Annotated in this window: 18 protein-coding genes and 1 pseudogene; 8 read left to right on the top strand and 11 right to left on the bottom strand. The window is 66.0% G+C overall.

Annotation, left to right across the window (positions count from 1 at the left end; all coding sequences use genetic code 11):
* Positions 1-33 precede the first annotated feature (33 nt).
* From ACREBX_RS04780 to kdpF, 6 genes are read right to left on the bottom strand one after another with little or no spacing between them, the layout of a single operon-like run.
* Positions 34-759: a response regulator transcription factor gene (locus ACREBX_RS04780; RefSeq protein ID WP_431560606.1), complete on the bottom strand. Its 726-nt coding sequence runs from the start codon at positions 757-759 to the stop codon at positions 34-36.
* A complete protein-coding gene (locus ACREBX_RS04775; RefSeq protein WP_431560605.1) occupies positions 756-3,425 on the bottom strand; it encodes a DUF4118 domain-containing protein in 2,670 nt (889 codons plus the stop codon). The genes ACREBX_RS04780 and ACREBX_RS04775 overlap by 4 nt, the downstream gene beginning before the upstream one ends.
* Complete coding sequence (kdpC, locus tag ACREBX_RS04770; RefSeq protein WP_431560604.1) at positions 3,422-4,012, bottom strand: potassium-transporting ATPase subunit KdpC; 591 nt, start codon at positions 4,010-4,012, stop codon at positions 3,422-3,424. Before kdpC ends, ACREBX_RS04775 begins: the two co-directional genes overlap by 4 nt.
* 10 nt (positions 4,013-4,022) lie before the next feature.
* Positions 4,023-6,059, bottom strand: a complete 2,037-nt coding sequence (kdpB, locus tag ACREBX_RS04765; RefSeq protein WP_431560603.1) for a potassium-transporting ATPase subunit KdpB — start codon at positions 6,057-6,059, stop codon at positions 4,023-4,025.
* 12 nt (positions 6,060-6,071) lie between these two features.
* Positions 6,072-7,775 carry a potassium-transporting ATPase subunit KdpA gene (kdpA, locus tag ACREBX_RS04760; protein ID WP_431560602.1) on the bottom strand — a complete coding sequence of 568 codons (1,704 nt, stop codon included), beginning with the start codon at positions 7,773-7,775 and terminating at the stop codon, positions 6,072-6,074.
* A gap of 13 nt (positions 7,776-7,788) precedes the next feature.
* Complete coding sequence (gene kdpF / locus ACREBX_RS04755; protein ID WP_431560601.1) at positions 7,789-7,878, bottom strand: K(+)-transporting ATPase subunit F; 90 nt, start codon at positions 7,876-7,878, stop codon at positions 7,789-7,791.
* A gap of 387 nt (positions 7,879-8,265) precedes the next feature.
* Here kdpF and ACREBX_RS04750 point away from each other — a divergent pair, with 387 nt between their 5' ends.
* From ACREBX_RS04750 to ACREBX_RS04725, 6 genes and pseudogenes are all read left to right on the top strand, one after another.
* Entirely contained in the window at positions 8,266-8,532 is a 267-nt protein-coding gene (locus ACREBX_RS04750; RefSeq protein ID WP_431560600.1) for a hypothetical protein, read from the top strand.
* 243 nt (positions 8,533-8,775) lie between these two features.
* Positions 8,776-9,057, top strand: coding sequence for a hypothetical protein (locus ACREBX_RS04745; protein ID WP_431560599.1), 282 nt, complete (start codon positions 8,776-8,778; stop codon positions 9,055-9,057).
* Entirely contained in the window at positions 9,054-9,308 is a 255-nt protein-coding gene (locus ACREBX_RS04740) for a hypothetical protein (RefSeq protein WP_431560598.1), read from the top strand. Before ACREBX_RS04745 ends, ACREBX_RS04740 begins: the two co-directional genes overlap by 4 nt.
* A 27-nt stretch (positions 9,309-9,335) precedes the next feature.
* Positions 9,336-10,619, top strand: coding sequence for a diaminopimelate decarboxylase (lysA, locus tag ACREBX_RS04735; RefSeq protein WP_431560597.1), 1,284 nt, complete (start codon positions 9,336-9,338; stop codon positions 10,617-10,619).
* Positions 10,620-10,681: 62 nt separating this feature from the next.
* Positions 10,682-10,816, top strand: a pseudogene (locus ACREBX_RS04730) (thioredoxin); the annotation flags it as partial.
* A gap of 218 nt (positions 10,817-11,034) precedes the next feature.
* Positions 11,035-11,787 carry a MerR family transcriptional regulator gene (locus ACREBX_RS04725; RefSeq protein WP_431560596.1) on the top strand — a complete coding sequence of 251 codons (753 nt, stop codon included), beginning with the start codon at positions 11,035-11,037 and terminating at the stop codon, positions 11,785-11,787.
* Here the strand turns inward: ACREBX_RS04725 and queA are convergent.
* The 5 genes from queA to ACREBX_RS04700 form a co-directional block, all read right to left on the bottom strand.
* A complete protein-coding gene (gene queA / locus ACREBX_RS04720) occupies positions 11,766-12,842 on the bottom strand; it encodes a tRNA preQ1(34) S-adenosylmethionine ribosyltransferase-isomerase QueA (RefSeq protein ID WP_431560595.1) in 1,077 nt (358 codons plus the stop codon). The two genes, ACREBX_RS04725 and queA, sit on opposite strands and share 22 nt — an antisense overlap.
* A 35-nt stretch (positions 12,843-12,877) precedes the next feature.
* Positions 12,878-13,687 (bottom strand): peptidylprolyl isomerase, encoded by an 810-nt coding sequence (locus ACREBX_RS04715; protein ID WP_431560594.1) that lies wholly within the window; start codon positions 13,685-13,687, stop codon positions 12,878-12,880.
* An 86-nt stretch (positions 13,688-13,773) separates the two neighbouring features.
* Positions 13,774-14,280, bottom strand: a complete 507-nt coding sequence (gene coaD / locus ACREBX_RS04710) for a pantetheine-phosphate adenylyltransferase (protein ID WP_431560593.1) — start codon at positions 14,278-14,280, stop codon at positions 13,774-13,776.
* Positions 14,280-15,161, bottom strand: coding sequence for a polyprenyl synthetase family protein (locus ACREBX_RS04705; protein WP_431560634.1), 882 nt, complete (start codon positions 15,159-15,161; stop codon positions 14,280-14,282). Before ACREBX_RS04705 ends, coaD begins: the two co-directional genes overlap by 1 nt.
* Positions 15,162-15,206: 45 nt before the next feature.
* Entirely contained in the window at positions 15,207-15,470 is a 264-nt protein-coding gene (locus ACREBX_RS04700; RefSeq protein WP_431560592.1) for an exodeoxyribonuclease VII small subunit, read from the bottom strand.
* Positions 15,471-15,786: 316 nt separating this feature from the next.
* Here ACREBX_RS04700 and ACREBX_RS04695 point away from each other — a divergent pair, with 316 nt between their 5' ends.
* Positions 15,787-16,083, top strand: a complete 297-nt coding sequence (locus ACREBX_RS04695) for a hypothetical protein (RefSeq protein WP_431560591.1) — start codon at positions 15,787-15,789, stop codon at positions 16,081-16,083.
* Between the two features lie 84 nt (positions 16,084-16,167).
* On the top strand, positions 16,168-18,423 hold the full coding sequence (gene purL / locus ACREBX_RS04690; protein WP_431560590.1) for a phosphoribosylformylglycinamidine synthase subunit PurL: 2,256 nt from the start codon (positions 16,168-16,170) through the stop codon (positions 18,421-18,423).
* Positions 18,424-18,497: the final 74 nt, after the last annotated feature.

Below are 18,497 nucleotides of genomic sequence, written 5' to 3'. Positions count from 1 at the left end.
CGACTTCATATGATCGGCATAGAATTTGCGCGATTATTGCCCCTGTCCGGCTTCGTCGCCCGGCATGTCGCTGACCGACCGCAGGCGATAGCCGATGCCGAGTTCGTTGCTGATGATCTGTGGTTCTTGCGGATCGCTCTCCAGCTTCTGGCGCAGCGTGCGGACGAGGACGCGCAGATATTCGACATGATGCTCGACCTCGCGCGGCCAGACCTCCGCCATGATCTGGTTGTGCGTGATGACCCGCCCGGGGTGCCGCGCAAGCTGGGCCAGCACCGCATATTCCTTGGGCGTCAGATGGACCTCGCGGCCCGCCTTGGTGACGGTGCGCGCGATGAGGTCGATCGTCACATCGCCCGCGGTCACTGCCAGCATTCCGCCGTCGCGGGTCATGCGGTTGCGCAGGGCGACCCGCACGCGCGCGAGCAATTCGTCGGTGTCGAAAGGTTTGGTCAGATAGTCGTCGGCGCCAAGGTCGAGCGCGGCAACCTTCTGGTCGGTCGCATCGCGCGCCGATACGACGATCAGCGTCGTATCGGACTGCTGCTTGACGAGGGGCACGAGTTCCAGCCCGTCGCGATCGGGCAAGCCGAGATCGAGCAGCACGATGTCGGGGCGCTCCTCGCGAAGCATTTCGAGCGCTTCGCGGGCGCTTTCGGCTTCGACGATCGCATAGTCGGCGCGCGCGAGCGCGGCATGGATCAGGCGGCGGATATGCAGCTCGTCGTCCACGACCAGAACCTTGTGACGGACTTTCATGGCTGTTCCTTGTCGTCGAGATGCATGATGATCAGCGTCTCGGGGATGCGAATGGTGAAGCAGGCTCCGTGCGGATCGTCGTTGTTGCTCGCCTCGACCGACAGGCCCATCGCTTCGGCAAATCCCTTGACGATGGCGAGCCCGAGGCCGGTGCCATGCTTCGCGCGGTCGCTGCCCTCGAGCCGGGTGAAGGTTTCGAAGACGCGCTTCTCGTTTCCGGGCGCGATTCCCGGCCCCTGATCGATGATCGACATCGATATGGCATCGGCCGCGCGCCGGGCACGAATGACGATGGGGGTGCCGGGGTCGGCGTAGCGCCCGGCATTGTCGAGCAGATTGATCAGGCAATGGTGAAGCAGCACCGGATCGACCCGCACCAGCGGGATATTGGGCGAAATATCGACCTTGACCTCATGCCCCAGCAGCGACGCCCGCGTATCGTGCGCCGCGCTGGCGGCGGCGTCGAACAGGTCGGTCGCCTCGACCTTCATCGGCAACGCACCCGCCTCGACACGCGCCATGTCGAGCAGGTTCGACACGAAACGATTGAGGCGAAGCGCCTCGGTCTCGATCGTCTCGGCGAGCTGCGGCGAAGGGTGGCGGCGGATTTCCTGCGCGGCCGAAAGGATCGTCGTAAGCGGGGTCCGAAGGTCGTGGCTGACCGACGACAGCAGCGCCGAGCGCAGGCGATCACGTTCGTCGACCTGCCGCGTGCGAAGCGATTCTTCCTCAAGCTCCATGCGGTCGAGCGCGATCGACGCCTGGTCGAGGAGACTCATCAACAGCGGCACCTGATCAGAGCGGACGGGCTCGCGCGCATCGTCACGCGTGAGGCCGAGCACGCCGAGAACGCCACGCGTCGTGCGCAAAGGATGGAACAGCCAGTCCGACGCGGTGAGGGTCGACGACCCGCGCCCGGCCGGCTGTTCATTGTCCATCGCCCACTGCGCCGCCGCCCGCTCGATTTGCTCAAGCCGGTCTTCGGGCGGTACTGCAGCGCGCAGCATCGGGCCATCGGCGGACGGCAGCAGCAGCGCCGTGCGGACATCGAGCAGCCGCCCGACTTCGGCGCAAATCGCGTGCATCAAGGTTTCCTGATCGGGTGCTGCAATCAGCAGCCGCGAGAAGCTTGCCAGCGCCGCATTCTGCCGCGCGCTCGATTGCGCGAGATCGGCCTGTGCGCGCACCCGCGCGGCGAATTGGCTGGTGACCACGGCGACGCCGAGCAGCACGAGGATGCTGACGACATTTTCGGGATTGTTGACGGTCAGCGTTCCGGTCGGCGGCAGGAAGAAGAAATTATAGGCGAGGCTCGACGCGAGGCCCGCGAACAGGCCCGCGCGCACCCCGAAGGTCGCGGCGGCGAACATCACGGGCACGAGATAGAGCAGCGAGATGTTGCCAAGGTCGATGACTTCGAGCAGCAGGCGGCCGAGCGCCGTCATCACGGCCACCATCGCGAGCGCCAGCACATAATCCGACGGCTTGCCCCAACGGCCGGGAACGACGGTCGCGCTGCGTTGGGCCGCCTTCGCGTCAGGCTCGCCGGGCAACACGTGGACGGCGACATCGTCGATCGTCCGCACGAGCTGGTCAACGACCGAGCCGTGGCGCATCTCGAACCACCAGGGGCGGCTCGACTTGCCGATGACGATCTGCGTCGCGCGCGCGTCGCCGGCAAAGGCCCGCAGCCCTTCGACGACGCTCGCCGCCGGGACGGTCGCGGTCGAGGCACCGAGCCGCGAGGCGAGCGCGAGCGTGTCGGCAAGCTGCCGGCGGTCGTCGTCGGTCATGCCCTGACTTCGCCGCGTCTCGATATAGACCGCGCTCCACGGCGCCTTGAGGGCGTCGGCAAGGCGCTTGCCCGCACGAACCAGTTCGGCGGAGACGGGCAATTCGCTGACGGCGACCACGATCCGTTCGCCCACCGCGAAGCTGCCCGCAAGCGCATGGCTGCGCACATGCTCGAGCATCTGCGCATCGACCGCCTGCGCGGCGCGGCGCAGCGCGAGTTCGCGCAGCGCGGTCAGGTTCGATTTGGAGAAGAAATGGGTCAGCGCACGGCTGGCTTCCTGCGGGATATAGACCTTGCCGTCGCGGAGCCGCTCGATGAGTTCGTCGGGCGGGATGTCGACGACTTCGATCTCGGCATTTTCGAGAATGGAGTCGGGCACCGTTTCGCGGACGCGGACGCGGGTGAACGACGCGACGACGTCGTTGAGGCTCTCGACGTGCTGGATATTGATCGTCGAATAGACGTCGATGCCCGCATCAAGCAGTTCTTCGACATCCTGATAACGCTTGGGATGCCGGCTGCCGGGCGCGTTGTTATGCGCAAGCTCGTCGACGAGTACGAGCCCGGGGCGGCGTTCAAGAATCGCGTCGATGTCCATTTCGCCAAGACTATGGCCCTGATGATCGACATCGCGGCGCGCGATGATCTCGTGGCCGTCGACAAGCGCCTCGGTTTCGCGCCGGCCGTGCGTCTCGACCACCCCGATCACGACATCGATCCCGGCCTCGCGCCGTTGCCGTCCGTCGGTGAGCATCTCCCACGTTTTGCCGACGCCGGGCGCGGCGCCGAGAAACACCTTCAAACGGCCACGGCCTTCCTGCGCCGCCTGGCGCAGGAAGGCTTCGGGAGATGGTCGATCCTTGTCTGTCACGCGGCGGGTTTAGCCCCAAAAGCATCGAGCCGTCGATTGAGCTTGAACACATTGACGCGCGGCTCGCCCAGGAAGCCGAGGAGCGGCTGCTCGACGCTCTGGTCGACCAACCCGCGAACCGCCGCCGGAGCGAGCCCGCGGGCCTTTGCGACGCGGTCGACCTGATAGAAGGCGGCCTCGGGGGTAATGTCGGGGTCGAGCCCCGAACCCGATGCCGTGACCAGATCGGCCGGCACGGCCTTGCCGGGTTCGGCGGTCTTCAATTTCCCGACATCGCCCTTGACCCGGTCGACGAGTGCTTGCGAGGTCGGGCCGAGGTTCGACCCCGACGAGGCAAGCCCGTCATAGCCGTCGCCCGCCGCCGAGGGACGCGTGTTGAAATAGCGTTCCGACGCAAAGGCTTGGCCGACCACGTTCGAACCGATGACCTGGCCATTCTCCTCGACAAGGCTGCCGTTCGCCTGACTCGGGAAGATCGCCTGCCCGATACCTGTGAGCGCCAGCGGGTAAGCGAGCCCGAGGAGCAGCGCGAAGAGCAGCGTCATGACGAGCGCCGGACGCAGCGAGGTGATGAAATCCTTGTTCATTGTCATATCCTCAGACGAGACCCAGGCCGCCGACCGCGAGGTCGATCAGCTTGATGCCGACAAAAGGTGCCACAAGGCCGCCAAGGCCATAGACGGCAAGGTTGCGTGCGAGCAGCGGCCCGGCGCCCATCGGGCGATAGGTGACGCCCTTCAATGCGAGCGGCACGAGCAGCGGGATGATCAGCGCGTTGAAGATGATCGCCGACAGGATCGCGCTCTCGGGGCTGGTCAGCCCCATCACGTTGAGCACGCCCAATCCGGGATACAGCACGACGAACATCGCCGGGATGATCGCGAAATATTTGGCGACGTCATTGGCGACCGAGAAGGTCGTCAGCGCCCCGCGCGTCATCAACAGTTGCTTGCCGAGCCCGACGACCTCGATCAGCTTGGTCGGATCGCTGTCGAGATCGACCATATTGCCCGCCTCGCGCGCCGCCTGCGTCCCGGTGTTCATCGCGACGCCGACGTCGGCCTGCGCGAGCGCCGGGGCGTCGTTGGTGCCGTCGCCGCACATTGCAACGAGGCGCCCACCCGCCTGCTCCTTGCGGATCAGCTCGAGCTTGTCCTCGGGCGTCGCCTGCGCAAGGAAATCGTCGACTCCGGCCTCGGCGGCGATCGCCGCGGCGGTGAGCGGATTGTCGCCGGTGATCATCACCGTGCGGATGCCCATCGCGCGCAGTTCGCCGAAACGTTCGCGAATACCCGCCTTGACGATGTCCTTGAGGAAGATCGCGCCGAGCAGCTGCCCGTCCTTCGCCACGGCGAGCGGCGTGCCGCCGGCGCGTGCGATCTCGTCGGTGATGCGGCGCAGTTCGGTCGCGGCGGCGGTCGCCTCCGCGCCAGGATTGGCCTTCAGGACCGAATCCACCGCGCCCTTCTGGATCACGCTGCCCTCGAGCTTGATGCCCGAGATGCGGGTCTGCGCGGTGAAGGGAATGATTTCGGCGCCCTCCGGCAATTCGGTCCTCGTCTGGCCGAATTTCTCGCGCGCCAGTGCGACGATCGAGCGGCCTTCGGGGGTTTCGTCGGCGAGGCTCGCGAGCAGCGCCGCCTCCGAAAGAACCGTCATCGACTGGCCGCCCACCGGGCGGAATTCGGTTGCCTGCCGGTCGCCGACCGTGATCGTCCCGGTCTTGTCGAGCAGCAGGACATCGACGTCGCCCGCCGCCTCGACCGCGCGGCCCGATTTCGCGAGCACGTTGAAGCGCACGAGGCGGTCCATGCCCGCGATGCCGATCGCGGAGAGCAAAGCCGCGATCGTCGTCGGGATCAGCGTGATCAGCAACGCCGCAAGGATCGCGACGGGGATCGAGCCGCCCGCATAGGATGCAAAGCCGGGGATCGTGCCAACCGCGATCAGAAAGATGATCGTCAGGCCGACGAGCAACAGCGTCAGCGCGACTTCGTTCGGCGTCTTTTGCCGCTCGGCGCCCTCGACGAGCGCGATCATCCGGTCGAGGAAGCCCTGCCCCGGATTCACCGTCACCTGGACGCGGATTTCGTCGGAAATGACGCGCGTCCCGGCGGTAACCGCCGAACGGTCGCCGCCCGCCTCGCGGATCACCGGCGCGCTTTCGCCGGTGATCGCCGCCTCGTTGACCGACGCGACACCCGCGACGACTTCGCCGTCCGACGGGATCAGGTCGCCCGTCTCGACGAGCACGATGTCGCCGACCCGGAGCGCGCTGGCGGGAACATTTTCATACGCCTTCCCTTCGCCCTTCACGCGCTTCGCGGTCAGTTCGGCCTTGGTGGCGCGCAGCGAGGCGGCCTGCGCCTTGCCGCGCCCTTCGGCGAGTGCCTCGGCGAAGGTGCCGAAGAGCACCGTCAGCCAGAGCCAGATCACGAGCTGCAGCTTGAAGCCCGCCCCGAGGCTATCCTGACCGACGACGAGCAATAGGGTCAGCAAGGTCGCCACGACCGCGGTGGTGAACATCACCGGGTTGCGGATCAGTTCCTTGGGGTTGAGTTTGCGGAAGGCGTCGCCGATCGCCGGAACGATCAGGTCTGCCGTGAACAGAGACTTGGTTTGAGACCGAGCCATTTGCGATAATCCTTAAAAGAGCTGGCCGTTGATCATCGCAAGATGATCGGCGATGGGACCGAGCGCGAGACTGGGCAGGAACGTCAGGCCGCCGACGATCAGCACGATGCCGATGAGCAAGCCCGTCCACAGCGGCCCCGTCGTCGGGAAGCTGCCCGCCGTCGCCGGCGTATATTTCTTCGCCGCGAGGCCGCCCGCGATCGCCAGCATGGGAATGATGATGAAGAAGCGGCCGATCCACATCGCGGCGCCCAACATGCCATTATAGAAGGGCGTGTTGGCGGTGAGGCCCGCAAAGGCCGACCCGTTGTTCCCGACCGCGCTGGTGAAGGCGTAGAGAATTTCCGAGAAGCCGTGCGGCCCCTTGTTGAGCGGCCCCGCCAGTCCCGCATCGGTGACCGATGCGATCGCCGTGAACCCCAGGATCATGAGCGGCAGCACCGCGATCGCGAGTACCGCCAGCTTGACCTCGCGCGCCTCGATCTTCTTGCCGACATATTCGGGGGTGCGCCCGACCATCAGGCCCGCGACGAACACCGCGAGGATGGCGAACAGCAGGAAGCCATAGATGCCCGCGCCGACGCCGCCGATGACGACCTCGCCCAGCTGCATGTTGAACAGCGGGATCAGGCCGCCCAGCGCCGTGAAGCTGTCGTGCATCGCATTGACCGCACCGCACGACGCCGCGGTGGTGACCGCCGCGAAGAGCGACGAGGCCGCGATGCCGAAGCGGACTTCCTTGCCTTCCATATTGCCGCCTGCGGCGCCAAGCTGGTGAAGGATCGGGTTGCCGGCGGCTTCCTGCCAATAGACGATGGCCGTGCCCGCAAGGAACAAAGTCATCATCGCGGCGAGGATCGCCCAGCCCTGACGGGTGTTGCCGACCGCCTTGCCGAAGGTCCAGGTCAGACCGACGCCGATCAGGAAGATCGACAGCATCTGGACAAGGTTGGTGAGCGCGGTCGGATTTTCGAACGGATGCGCGCTGTTGGCGTTGAAGAAGCCGCCGCCGTTGGTGCCGAGCATCTTGATCGCTTCCTGCGACGCGACCGGGCCGAGCGCAAGCGTCTGCTTCGCGCCTTCGAGCGTCGTGACATCGACCGAACCGCTAAGCGTCTGCGGCACGCCGCTTGCGATATAGAAGATCGCGATGGCGAAGCAGAGCGGGAGCAGCAGATACAGCGTCACGCGCGTCATGTCGGCCCAGAAATTGCCGATCGTCGTCGCGCTGCGCCGCGCAAAACCGCGAAACAGCGCGAAAGCGAGCGCGATGCCCGTCGCGGCCGAGAGGAAATTGTGAATGGTGAGGCCGAGCATCTGGCTGAGGTTCGACATCGTCGCCTCGCCCGAATACCATTGCCAGTTGGTGTTGGTCGTGAAGCTGATCGCCGTGTTGAACGCGCCGTCCGCCCCGACGCCCTCATAGCTCTGCGGGTTGAGCGGCAAGCCCCCTTGCAGGCGCAGCACCGCGTAGGTGAAGAGCAACAGCGTCGCGTTGAAGATCAACATATGGACCGCGTAACGGCGCCACCCCTGCTCTTCGGTCGGATCGATGCCCGACAGCCGATAGAAGCCCGCCTCGACCGGGCCGAATATGCGGTGCAGCGGCGTCCGTCGCCCCTCGTAGAGCGCGAAGAGCCATTGCCCCATCGGCTTGCAGAGCAGGAGCAGGATAGCGATGAACGCGATGATGAGAAACCATCCCTGAAAGGTCATGGGTTCGCCTCCCTTAGAAGCGTTCGGGCCGTGCGAGCACGGCGACGAGATAGACGAGAAGGCCGAGCGCGGTGAGGCCCGCGAGCCAGAGGTCGAGTGTCATGGACATCATTCCTTATGCGTCGTCGCACAGGCGCGCGTAGCCGAGGCTCGCGGCGAGCAGGGCGAGGATGATGCCGACCCAGATTAGATCCTGCATGGGTTTGCTCCAGCATGGCGCTGGCCACGGGGCGTGGCACGAGTCGTCTGCGGACTCCCAAATAGGTGAGGCGCGCGTTTGAATGCGAGAGACCCAAAGTGCAGGTCGCATAGTATTTTCATATGATTTTGCCGATTTTGGGGCGGGCGAGCGCGGGCCGCGAAAACAAATGAAAATACAATGGGTGGCGCCCTTCCTCGATCTCGAATCCCTATGCGCGGCCCCATAGATTGCCGGCATCGAGTCCCGATCTTCGGGGCGTCGATTTGAGTAGCCAAGGAGCATCTCTTCATGACTTCTGCGATTTCCGCGGAGCCCGACCCAGTCGGGTCGATAGTATTCGTCGGCCGCGATGCGGCCGGCCACTGGCTCGTTCAGGGTTGTAAAGGCCAGCTTGAAGGCCGGTTCATTTCGCGCACCGCCGCCTGCGCCTTCGCCCGCGCCGAGTGCCGCGGCCTTCCGGGCGCGCGGATCGTCGCCGCGCTGCATCCGCTGATCCCCGCCGTTTCGTTCGAGCCTTTGCGCCCCGACGAATGTGCGATCGACCGCGCGGCTTGAGGAGGCTCGTCATGGAATATTCCTATATCGCGCCCGCCGGCATCGTCTGGATGGCACCCGCCACAAGCGGGTGGGGCACGCTGGCGCAAGGCGCGCAGAACCGCGCCGAGAAGGACCGCCGCTGGCCCGCGATGCTTCGCAAGCTCAAGGGCCTGCGCAAGCGCGGACGCCGCAGCATCCGCATCGTCGACGCCGATTGCGGCGCCGGCGAGCTGCTGATCCACGCCGTCCGGCGCGCGCGCGATGGGCTTCGTCGCGATCGAAGGCCGCGGCATCGACGCCGATCCTCGCCTGATCGCCCGCGCCCGCCGCGCGGCCGCGCGGCAGGCCGATCCCGCGATCGGCCTTGTCTTCGAACAGGGCGACCAGCGCCAGGCCATGCGCGAAGAGGCCGAATATCCGGCCGACCTGCTGCTCTGCTCGGAGCCCGATACAAACGCGCGTGAACGCGCGGCGCTGGCCCGAACCGCGGCCGATACCGTCCTGTGGGACCGCACGGCAAAACGGGAGCGCGGGCGGTCATGACCCAGCGCGACCTCTTCTGGCGCGCCGCCGGGGCGGCGCTCGTCGGCGCGGGCTATGTCCTGACGCATGTCGCGACCGGAGCCGGCGCCGACCTTGTCGGTATCGTCGGCCTGCTCGTCGCCGCGACCGGCCTTCTTCTCCTGCTCGCGGGAAAGAAGGCCATGCTCGCGCTGCGCGTCGAGCGGAGCCGCCACCGCGAGCTGCCGGGCGCGATCCGCGCCTCGCGCCGCGCCCGGCGGGACGAGCTTTAACCTTCTCTCCATCCAAGGATTAGTTCGATGTCCTCCTTTCATTTGCTCGGCGGCGAAATGCACGCCGAAGCGGTCCCTCTCGCCTCGATCGCCGCTGCGGTCGGCACGCCCGCCTATGTGTATTCGGCGGAAACGCTGCGACACTCGGCGCAGCGTTTCCGCGCCGCGCTCGGCAAGGTGCCGCGCAAGCAGTTGATGTTCGCGGTCAAGGCCAACCCGTCACCGGCGGTGTTGCGGGTCCTCGCCGATCAAAACTATGGCGCCGACATCGTATCGGGCGGTGAACTCGATTGCGCGCTCAGCGCCGGGATTTCAGCGAGCCACATCGTCTATTCGGGCGTCGGCAAGACCGCGCCCGAGCTGATCGCGGCGCTCGATGCCGGGATCGGCCGCTTCAATCTCGAGCTCGAGCGCGAAGGACAGCTGCTGTCCGCCCTCGCTTCGCAGCGCGGACGACGCGCCCCTGCCCTGCTCCGCGTCAACCCCGACGTCGATGCCAGCACGCATGCCAAGATCACCACGGGCCGGCTCGACAGCAAGTTCGGCATCCCGATCGACGATGCGCTTGCCATGTACGACCGGCTTGCGGCGCTTCCCGGCCTCGACCTCCACGGGCTCGCCGTCCATATCGGCAGCCAGATCGTCGACCTCGCGCCGCTCGAGGCGGCCTATCGCAAGATCGGCGACCTGATCCGCGCGCTGCGCCAGAAGGGGCACCGCGTCTATCATGTCGACCTCGGCGGCGGGCTAGGCGTCTCCTACCGGCCGGGCCAGCCCGGCGCCGATGCCGAAGCCTATGGCGCAATGGTCGCCGACGTTACAAAGGATTGGGACGCGACATTGCTCTTCGAACCCGGGCGCTTCATCGCGGCCGAGGCCGGAATCCTCCTGACGCGCGTCCTGTGGGTGAAGCCGGGCGCCCGTCACCCATTTGTCGTCGTCGATGCGGCGATGAACGACCTCGCGCGTCCCGCGATGTATGACGCATGGCACGAGTTCGCGGCGGTCCGCCCCACCGGCAGGACATTCACCGCCAATATAGTCGGCCCGATCTGCGAAAGCGGCGACACCTTTGCAAAAGAGCGCGAGATCGATCGGGTGCAGGAGGGCGACCTCGCCCTCTTCAAGACGGCCGGTGCCTATGGCGCATCGATGGCATCGACGTACAACTGCCGCGCGATCGCGCCCGAAGTGCTGGTCGACGGCAATCGATACGCGACAGTCGGCGAACGCATTGCCGCGCATCAGGTACGAAAGCAGCGACTGGCACCGTGGATGGTCAACGGCGCCCCCTCGATCCGCGCGGCCTAGCGGCGTAACTTTTTCGCGGGCTTGAACGAAAGTGTCATAGCGGCGGGCGCGCGGTCGTCGATGCGAACGGGATGGGCAGCGTGACCAGCGACCGACTGTACCAGTTCGTGCGGCAGTCGGCGGGGGCGAAAGCGCGGACCTTCGAAATCGAGTTCCTCGATCCGGGCGTGCGCGCTTACGCCTTCACCTTCGGCTAGGACCAATCGACATTCAGCCCATGGCGGCCTGCAAATGGCAATTTCCCGTGCTTCCGGTGCTCACGTACCAGATGTACGCTGCGCTCCGGGTCACGGAAAACCACCATTTTCGACTCACCCTGACCTGAATGTCGATTGGTCCTAGGCGCGCGCGAAAAGGCTTGACCCTCACGCTGCGTCATCCCCGATAGGCCCGTCCCACGATGAGGAGACGGTGAATGCGGACGGTTCGGCAGGTCGCGAGGGCGGCAAGCATCAGCGTCAGGACGCTGCATCATTATGATGCGATCGGCCTGCTGAAGCCCGGCCATGTCGGCGCCAACGGCTATCGCTATTATGGCAGGGAGGAGTTGCTGCGGCTGCAGCAGATCCTCTTCTACCGCGAGCTCGGCCTGCCGTTGGCGGAGATCGCCGCCGTGCTCGACGATCCCGCCTTCGACCCGCTGGCCGCGCTGCGTGAGCACCGCGCCGCGCTCGAAGGCCGGATCGGCCATTACCGGACCCTCATCCGCACCATCGATCGCACGATCGTATCACTGGAGAAGGACGAGGACATGGAAGACAACGACTATTACGCCGGCATCGCCCCCGAAACGCGCGACCGCTGGCAGCGCGAGGCCGAGGAATTTTGGGGCAAGGACGCGGTCGCGGCGGCTGCGGCGAAGGCGCGATCGTTCAGCAAGGAGCAGGTCGCGGCGATCCAGGCCGAAATGGAATCGATCCGCGCCGATTTCCAGCGCCTGTTCCGCGACGGCGGCGCCCCGGCGTCCGACGCAGTGCAGGCCGTGACGGACCGCCACTATCGCTGGATCTCGCACAGCTGGACGCCCGACGCCGCAGCGTTCAGGAATCTCGGTCGCTATTATGTCGAAAATCCCGAATTCCGCGGCACCTATGACGATGATAAACTGCCGGGATGCCCCGAGTTCATTGCGGAAGCGATAGCGGTTTACGCCGACCGGTCGCTCTGACACGGGATCAGCAGGCTGGCATCCCCATAGCTGTAGAAGCGATATTCGCTTTCGATGGCATGGGCGTATGCGGCCTGCATCGTCTCCAGCCCCATCAACGCACTGACCAGCATGAACAAGGTCGAGCGCGGCAGGTGGAAATTGGTCATCAGCCCGTCGATCGCCTTGAACCGATAGCCGGGGGTGATGAAGATCGCGGTGTCGCCCGCGAAGGGCGTGATCGTACCGTCATCCTGCGCCGCGCTTTCGAGCAGGCGCAGGCTGGTGGTGCCGACCGCGATCACGCGGCCGCCCGCCGCGCGCACGGCATTGAGCCGCGCCGCGGTGTCGGCGTCGATCCGTCCCCATTCGGCGTGCATGAGATGGTCTTCGGTATCGTCGGCCTTCACCGGCAGGAAGGTGCCCGCGCCGACGTGCAGCGTCAGCGTCTCGGTCAGGGCGCCGGCCGCCGCCAGCGCCTCGAGCAGCTTCGGCGTGAAGTGCAGCGCCGCGGTCGGTGCCGCGACCGCGCCGTCCTCGCGCGCGAACATCGTCTGATAATCGCTGCGATCGTCTTCGTCGGTGGGGCGCTTGCCCGCAATATAAGGAGGTAGCGGCATCGTGCCCGCGCGTTCGAGCAGGACTTCGACCGGCTCGTCGCCGGCGAAGGCGAGGATGAAGCTGCCGTCGGCCAGACGCTGCTCGGCGAGCGCCGCGACCCCCGCGCCGAAATCGACCGTCTCGCCGACGCGCAGCCGCTTGGCGTTGCGGATGAACGCCTGCCAGCGGCGCAGGTCGATGCGTTTGTGCAGTGTGGCGCCGATCTTCGCCCCCGGCGCGTTCTGCGCGCCATCATGTCGAACGCCGCGACGGCCATCGAGCTGTGCGGGGATGACGCGCGTGTCGTTGAAGACGAGGCAGTCGCCCGGGCGCAGCCATGCCGGCAGGTCGCCAACCCCCGCGTCGACGATCCTGCCGCCATCGACCACGAGCATCCGCGCCGCATCGCGCGGACGCGCGGGGCGGAGCGCGATACGCTCGTTAGGTAGATCGAAATCGAAGGCGTCGACGCGCATGGCTGGGTCAGATTCTGGGCAGCGCGTCCCCGCGCTTACTGCTTGATCGGAGCGTTAAGCTGGTCGACCGTCACGGCGGGCGCAGCGACCGGCGCGGGCACCGCTTCGGTCAGCATCGACGCCGGCGGGACCGGCTTGTTGTCGGCGGCGACCGACACCTGCACCATCCGCGACATCACTTCGGGCGGCTCGCCCTTATGGATCGCATCGACATATTGCATGCCCGAGATGACGCGGCCGAACGCCGTGTAACGGCGGTCGAGCGCGAAGCGCGGCTGGAGCATGATGAAGAACTGGCTGTTCGCGCTGTCCTCGCTCTCGGCGCGCGCCATCGACAACGTGCCGCGCAGATGCGGGGTGACGTTGAATTCGGCCTTGAGGTTGGGAAGCTGCGAGCCGCCCTGCCCGGTCGCGGTCGGATCGCCCGTCTGTGCCATGAAGCCGTCGATCACGCGGTGGAACTTGATCCCGTCATAGAAACCCGCGCGCGCGAGCTGCTTCAGCCGCTCGACATGGTTCGGCGCGACGTTGGGATAGAGCTGGACCACGATCCGGCCGCCCGTCGAAAGGTCGATGTTGAGCATATATTCGGGGACGTTGATATACTGGTCGGGCGTCATCGCTGGCACCACGGGGACTTCCGCTGCCGGTGTGCCGTCCGCCGCCGCAGGCGCCGTCGCGGGAGGCGCTTCGACCGGCGCAGGCGCGGGCGTCTCCACCGGCGGTGCGGGCTGGCTCTGCTCGGGGTTCGGCGCGGGCGCGGGCGGCGCATCCTGCGCGACGGCTGACGCCGCGAGACCGAACGCCATCGCCGTAAGAACCAAGGGGCGGAAGGATGATTTCATGCTGGATCGGCCTTTGGATAATAAACTGGATTTGCGCCCCGATGGCGCGCCCTAGCGGGAAAAAGCTGAACGCTCAATGATCGGTATCAGCGCTCGCCTTTAAGGAGCCCCCGCTCGGCGATGCGCGCCACGACGGCATCGCGTACAGAAGGCGTCACGAATTTGTGGATGTCGCCGCCGAAGATCGCGATTTCCTTGACCAGCCGCGACGCGATCGGCTGAAGACTGACGTCGGCCATCAAAAAGACGGTTTCGACGCGGGCGTTGAGCTGGCGGTTCATGCCCGTCAGCTGATACTCATATTCGAAATCGGTGACGCCGCGAATGCCGCGGACGACGATCGACGCGCCCTGGGCGTCGGCAAAGTCCATCAGCAGCGAATTGAAACCGACGACCTCGATGTCGCCATCGATCCCCGCGACTTCGGCCTTCACCATCGCGATCCGCTCTTCGTCGTCGAACAAGGGCGATTTCGCGATATTGGTGGTCACCCCGATAATCAGCCGGTCGACGAACTTCGCACCGCGGCGGATGATGTCCATATGCCCGAGCGTGATCGGGTCGAAGGTTCCGGGATAAACCCCAATGCGCATCAACGGTCCCTTTCCACCACATAACGGGCGATCGCGCGCAGCAGCGCCGCTTCATCACCAAAACTCGCGAGATGCCCGATCGCCTGGTCGACGAGGGCGGTCGCCTGTTCGCGCGCGCGCTCGAGTCCCATCAAGGTGACGAAGGTCGCCTTGCCCGCGGCATCGTCCTTGTGCAGCGCCTTGCCCGCGAGTTCCTCGTCGCCCTCGACGTCCATGATGTCGTCGGCGATCTGGAACGCGAGCCCGATGTCGCGCGAATAGGCGCGCAGCGGCGCGCGGCCCTCGGGCGGGATCCGCGCGAGGATCGCGCCGGCTTCGACCGAAAAGGCGATCAGCGCCCCGGTCTTGAGCTGCTGGAGCCGCGTTACCGTCGGCAGGTCGAAATTCGACGTCTCGGCGGCGAGGTCCATCATCTGTCCGCCCGCCATCCCCGCCGGCCCTGCGGCGCGCGCGAGTTCGCAGCAAAGCTCGCCGCGCACGAAAGGATCGGCGCTCGTCACCGGGTCGCACAGCCATTCGAACGCCAGCGCATGGAGCGAATCACCCGCGAGCACCGCGGTCGCCTCGTTGAACGCCTTGTGCACCGTTGGCCTGCCGCGGCGCATGTCGTCATCGTCCATGCACGGCAGATCGTCGTGGATCAGCGAATAGACGTGCATCGCCTCGACCGCCGCCCCGACGCGCAGGGTCAGCGTGCGATCGACGTGGAACAGATCGCCCGCGGCACGAACGAGCAAAGGACGCAGCCGCTTGCCGCCGGCCACCGCGGCATGGCGCATCGCTTCATAGAGCGGTCCGCGCGGGTCGGACGGAACGGTGAGCAGTTGATCGAACAGCGTGTCGATCCCGGCCGCAACCTCACTCTGGATGGAAAGCAGCAATTGCCTCCCGCGCGAAACTTCGTCCTCGACGAGCGCCACCGTGGATCAGCTTTCGCCGAAGGGGGTCGTTCCCGCCGGTCGGCCGTCGGCGCCCAGGCTGACCTGTTCTATACGCGCCTGCGCCGCGGCCAGCCGCCCCTCGCAATGGCCGCGCAGCGCATGGCCGCGCTCATAGAGCGTCACCGATTCCTCGAGGCTGACATCGCCGCTCTCGAGCCTCCGCACGATCGTTTCGAGTTCGCCCATCGCGGCCTCGAACGACAGTGAGGCAATATCGGCGGCGGCAGCGGCGTCGGGGGTGTCCGTCATGGCCCTGCTTTGGCCCCTTCGCCCCCGTTTGGTCAAGCATGACGTCGCGCCTCCGGCATGTCGGCTTTGGTGTGGTGAGCGGTCGTTGATCTCCCCTCCCGCAGGCGGGAGGGGCAGCGAGGCTTGCCAGCTTGCTGGCTAGCCGCAGCGGGGTGGGCACGAACGCATCGTTGTCGCCCACCCCCGCCCCCTCGCGCTGCGCAATCGCGGTTCTGTTTTTTGCAATTGCTCGCGCGCCAAGGGCTCGCCATGCTGCACTGCACAAGAAGAGAGGGGCTCGAAGGCAAGTTTTGTTCATCAGACAAGGACTTGCATCATGAAAAAATATATTCTCCCCGCCCTCGGCCTGCTCGCGCTGGCGCCGTCGGTCGCTCTGGCGAAGGATGCGCCGACCAATCGCTTCGAGCATGAGGGCAGCACCTACAGCTATAGCGTCACGCAGGTCGGCGACACGCGCGTCATCAGCGGCGTCGAGGAGCGCACCGGCAAGCCGTTCACGCTCCGCGTCGGCCAGCACCGCGTCCGCGGCACCGTCGGCTCGCAGCAGGTGAGCTTCGCGCTGCGCGACGTCGAACCGCTCGTGAAGCCGTCGGTCACCCTCGCCTCGCGCTAAACCCTCTCTCCGACCGCAGACCCCATGGTGCAAAATGCATCATGGGGTCTGTTCGTTTTGCGCCTACCCCGCTAAAGGCGCGCCATGACTCAGACCGCAACCGCGCCCGCCTCCGTCATCACCCCCGAGATCGTCGCCGAACACGGCCTGTCTCCGGAAGAATATGATCGCGTCCTGCACGCGCTCGGGCGCGAGCCGAACCTTGTCGAACTCGGCATCTTCTCGGTCATGTGGTCCGAGCATTGCAGCTATAAAAGCTCGCGCCTTCACCTCAAGAAGCTGCCGACCGAAGCCCCTTGGGTGATCTGCGGTCCCGGCGAGAATGCCGGCGTGATCGACATCGGCGAAGGCGAAGGCGGCAAGAAGCTGGCCGCGATCTTCAAGATGGAGAGCCACAACCACCCGTCGTATATCGAACCCTATCAGGGCGCGGCGACCGGCGTCGGCGGCATCCTGCGCGACGTCTTCACGATGGGCGCGCGCCCCGTCGCGAACCTCAACGCGCTGCGCTTCGGGCGCCCCGACCACCCGAAGATGAAGCATCTCATCTCGGGCGTCGTCCACGGCATCGGCGGCTATGGTAACTGCGTCGGCGTTCCCACAGTCGGCGGCGAGGTCAATTTCCACAAGGCGTATGACGGCAATATCCTCGTCAACGCGATGACCGTCGGCATCGCCGAACAGGACAAAATTTTCTATTCGGCCGCGTCGGGCATCGGCAATCCGATCGTCTATGTCGGCTCGAAAACCGGCCGCGACGGCATCCATGGCGCAACGATGGCGTCGGCCGACTTCGGCGAAGATGCCGAGGAAAAGCGCCCGACGGTGCAGGTCGGCGACCCCTTCACCGAAAAATTGCTGATCGAGGCGTGCCTCGAACTGATGGCGTCTGACGCGATCGTCGCGATTCAGGACATGGGCGCAGCCGGGCTTACGTCATCGTCGGTCGAAATGGCGTCGAAGGGCGGCGTCGGCCTCCACCTGAAGATGGACGACGTGCCGCAGCGCGAAACCGGCATGACCACGTACGAGATGATGCTGTCCGAATCGCAGGAACGCATGCTGATGGTGCTGAAGCCCGGCCGCGAGGATTTCGCCGCCGCGATCTTCCACAAATGGGAACTCGACTTCGCGGTCATCGGCACCGTCACCGATACGGGGCGCATGGTGCTGGAGCATAAGGGCGAGATCGTCTGCGACATTCCGCTCGCCCCGCTCGCCGACGACGCGCCGCTCTACGACCGCCCGCACGTCCCGACGCCGAAGCAGCCCGAGCTGACGAACGTCCCCGAAACGACCGACGTGGCGGCCGACCTCAAGACGCTGATGGGCACCCCCGACATTGCCAGCCGCCGCTGGATCTGGGAGCAGTATGACAGCCAGGTCGGCGCCGACACGGTGCAGATCGGCGGCGACGCCGCGCTCGTCCGCATCCACGGTACGAACCGCGCGCTCGCGATGTCGACCGACTGCACCCCGCGCTATTGCTACGCCGACCCCGTCGAGGGCGGCAAGCAGGCGGTCGCCGAGACGTGGCGCAACATCAGCGCGGTCGGCGCCACTCCCCTGGCGATCACCAATTGCCTGAACTTCGCCAACCCGCAGCGCCCCGAAATCATGGGCCAGATCGTCGGCTGCCTCGACGGCATGGCGCAGGCGTGTATCGCGCTCGACTATCCGATCGTGTCGGGCAACGTCAGCCTCTACAATGAATCGAAGGCAACGGGCGGCGGCAGCGCGATCCTGCCGACCCCCGCGATCGGCGGCGTCGGCGTGATCGAAGATCTGAACAAGGCGGTCGGCATCGGCTTCAAGCGCACCGGCGACATCGTGCTCGCGGTCGGCGAACGCGCCGGCCATCTCGGCCAGTCGGTGTGGCTCCGCGAAATCCACGGCCGCGAAGAAGGTCCGCCGCCCGAAGTCAATCTGCGCTGCGAAAAACGCACCGGCGACTTCATCCGCGGCGCGATCAACGCCGGCTGGATCACCGCCTGCCACGACGTGTCGGACGGCGGCATGGCGGTGACGCTCGCCGAAATGGCGCTGAAATCGAATATCGGCGTGCTGGTCAGCGAAGAACAGCCGTTCGGCGTCGCCGAAAGCTTCTTCGGTGAGGATCAGGGCCTCTATCTCGTCACCGTCTGCGACACCTGCCTCGCCGACTTCCTCGACGCCGCAGGCCGCGCCGACGTGCCGGTCGATCCGGTCGGCCGCACGATCAAGGACCGCATCGTCTTCGAACTGGAGGGCAGCGACCATCAGGTGACGCTCGCCGAACTTCGCGAAGCGCATGAGGGTTTCTTCCCGACGCTGATGGGAGCCGACGCGGCGCTTGCGTGATGCGCCAAGCGCTAGCGTTGGCAACAGTTCCTAGATAAATCACGCTCGTCATTGCGAGCGAAGCGAAGCAATCC

Source organism: Sphingopyxis sp. (assembly GCF_050725655.1).
Taxonomy (GTDB): Bacteria; Pseudomonadota; Alphaproteobacteria; order Sphingomonadales; family Sphingomonadaceae; genus Sphingopyxis.
The sequence above is the reverse complement of the archived record's forward strand: the minus strand, read 5'-3'. Positions and strand labels throughout refer to the sequence as shown.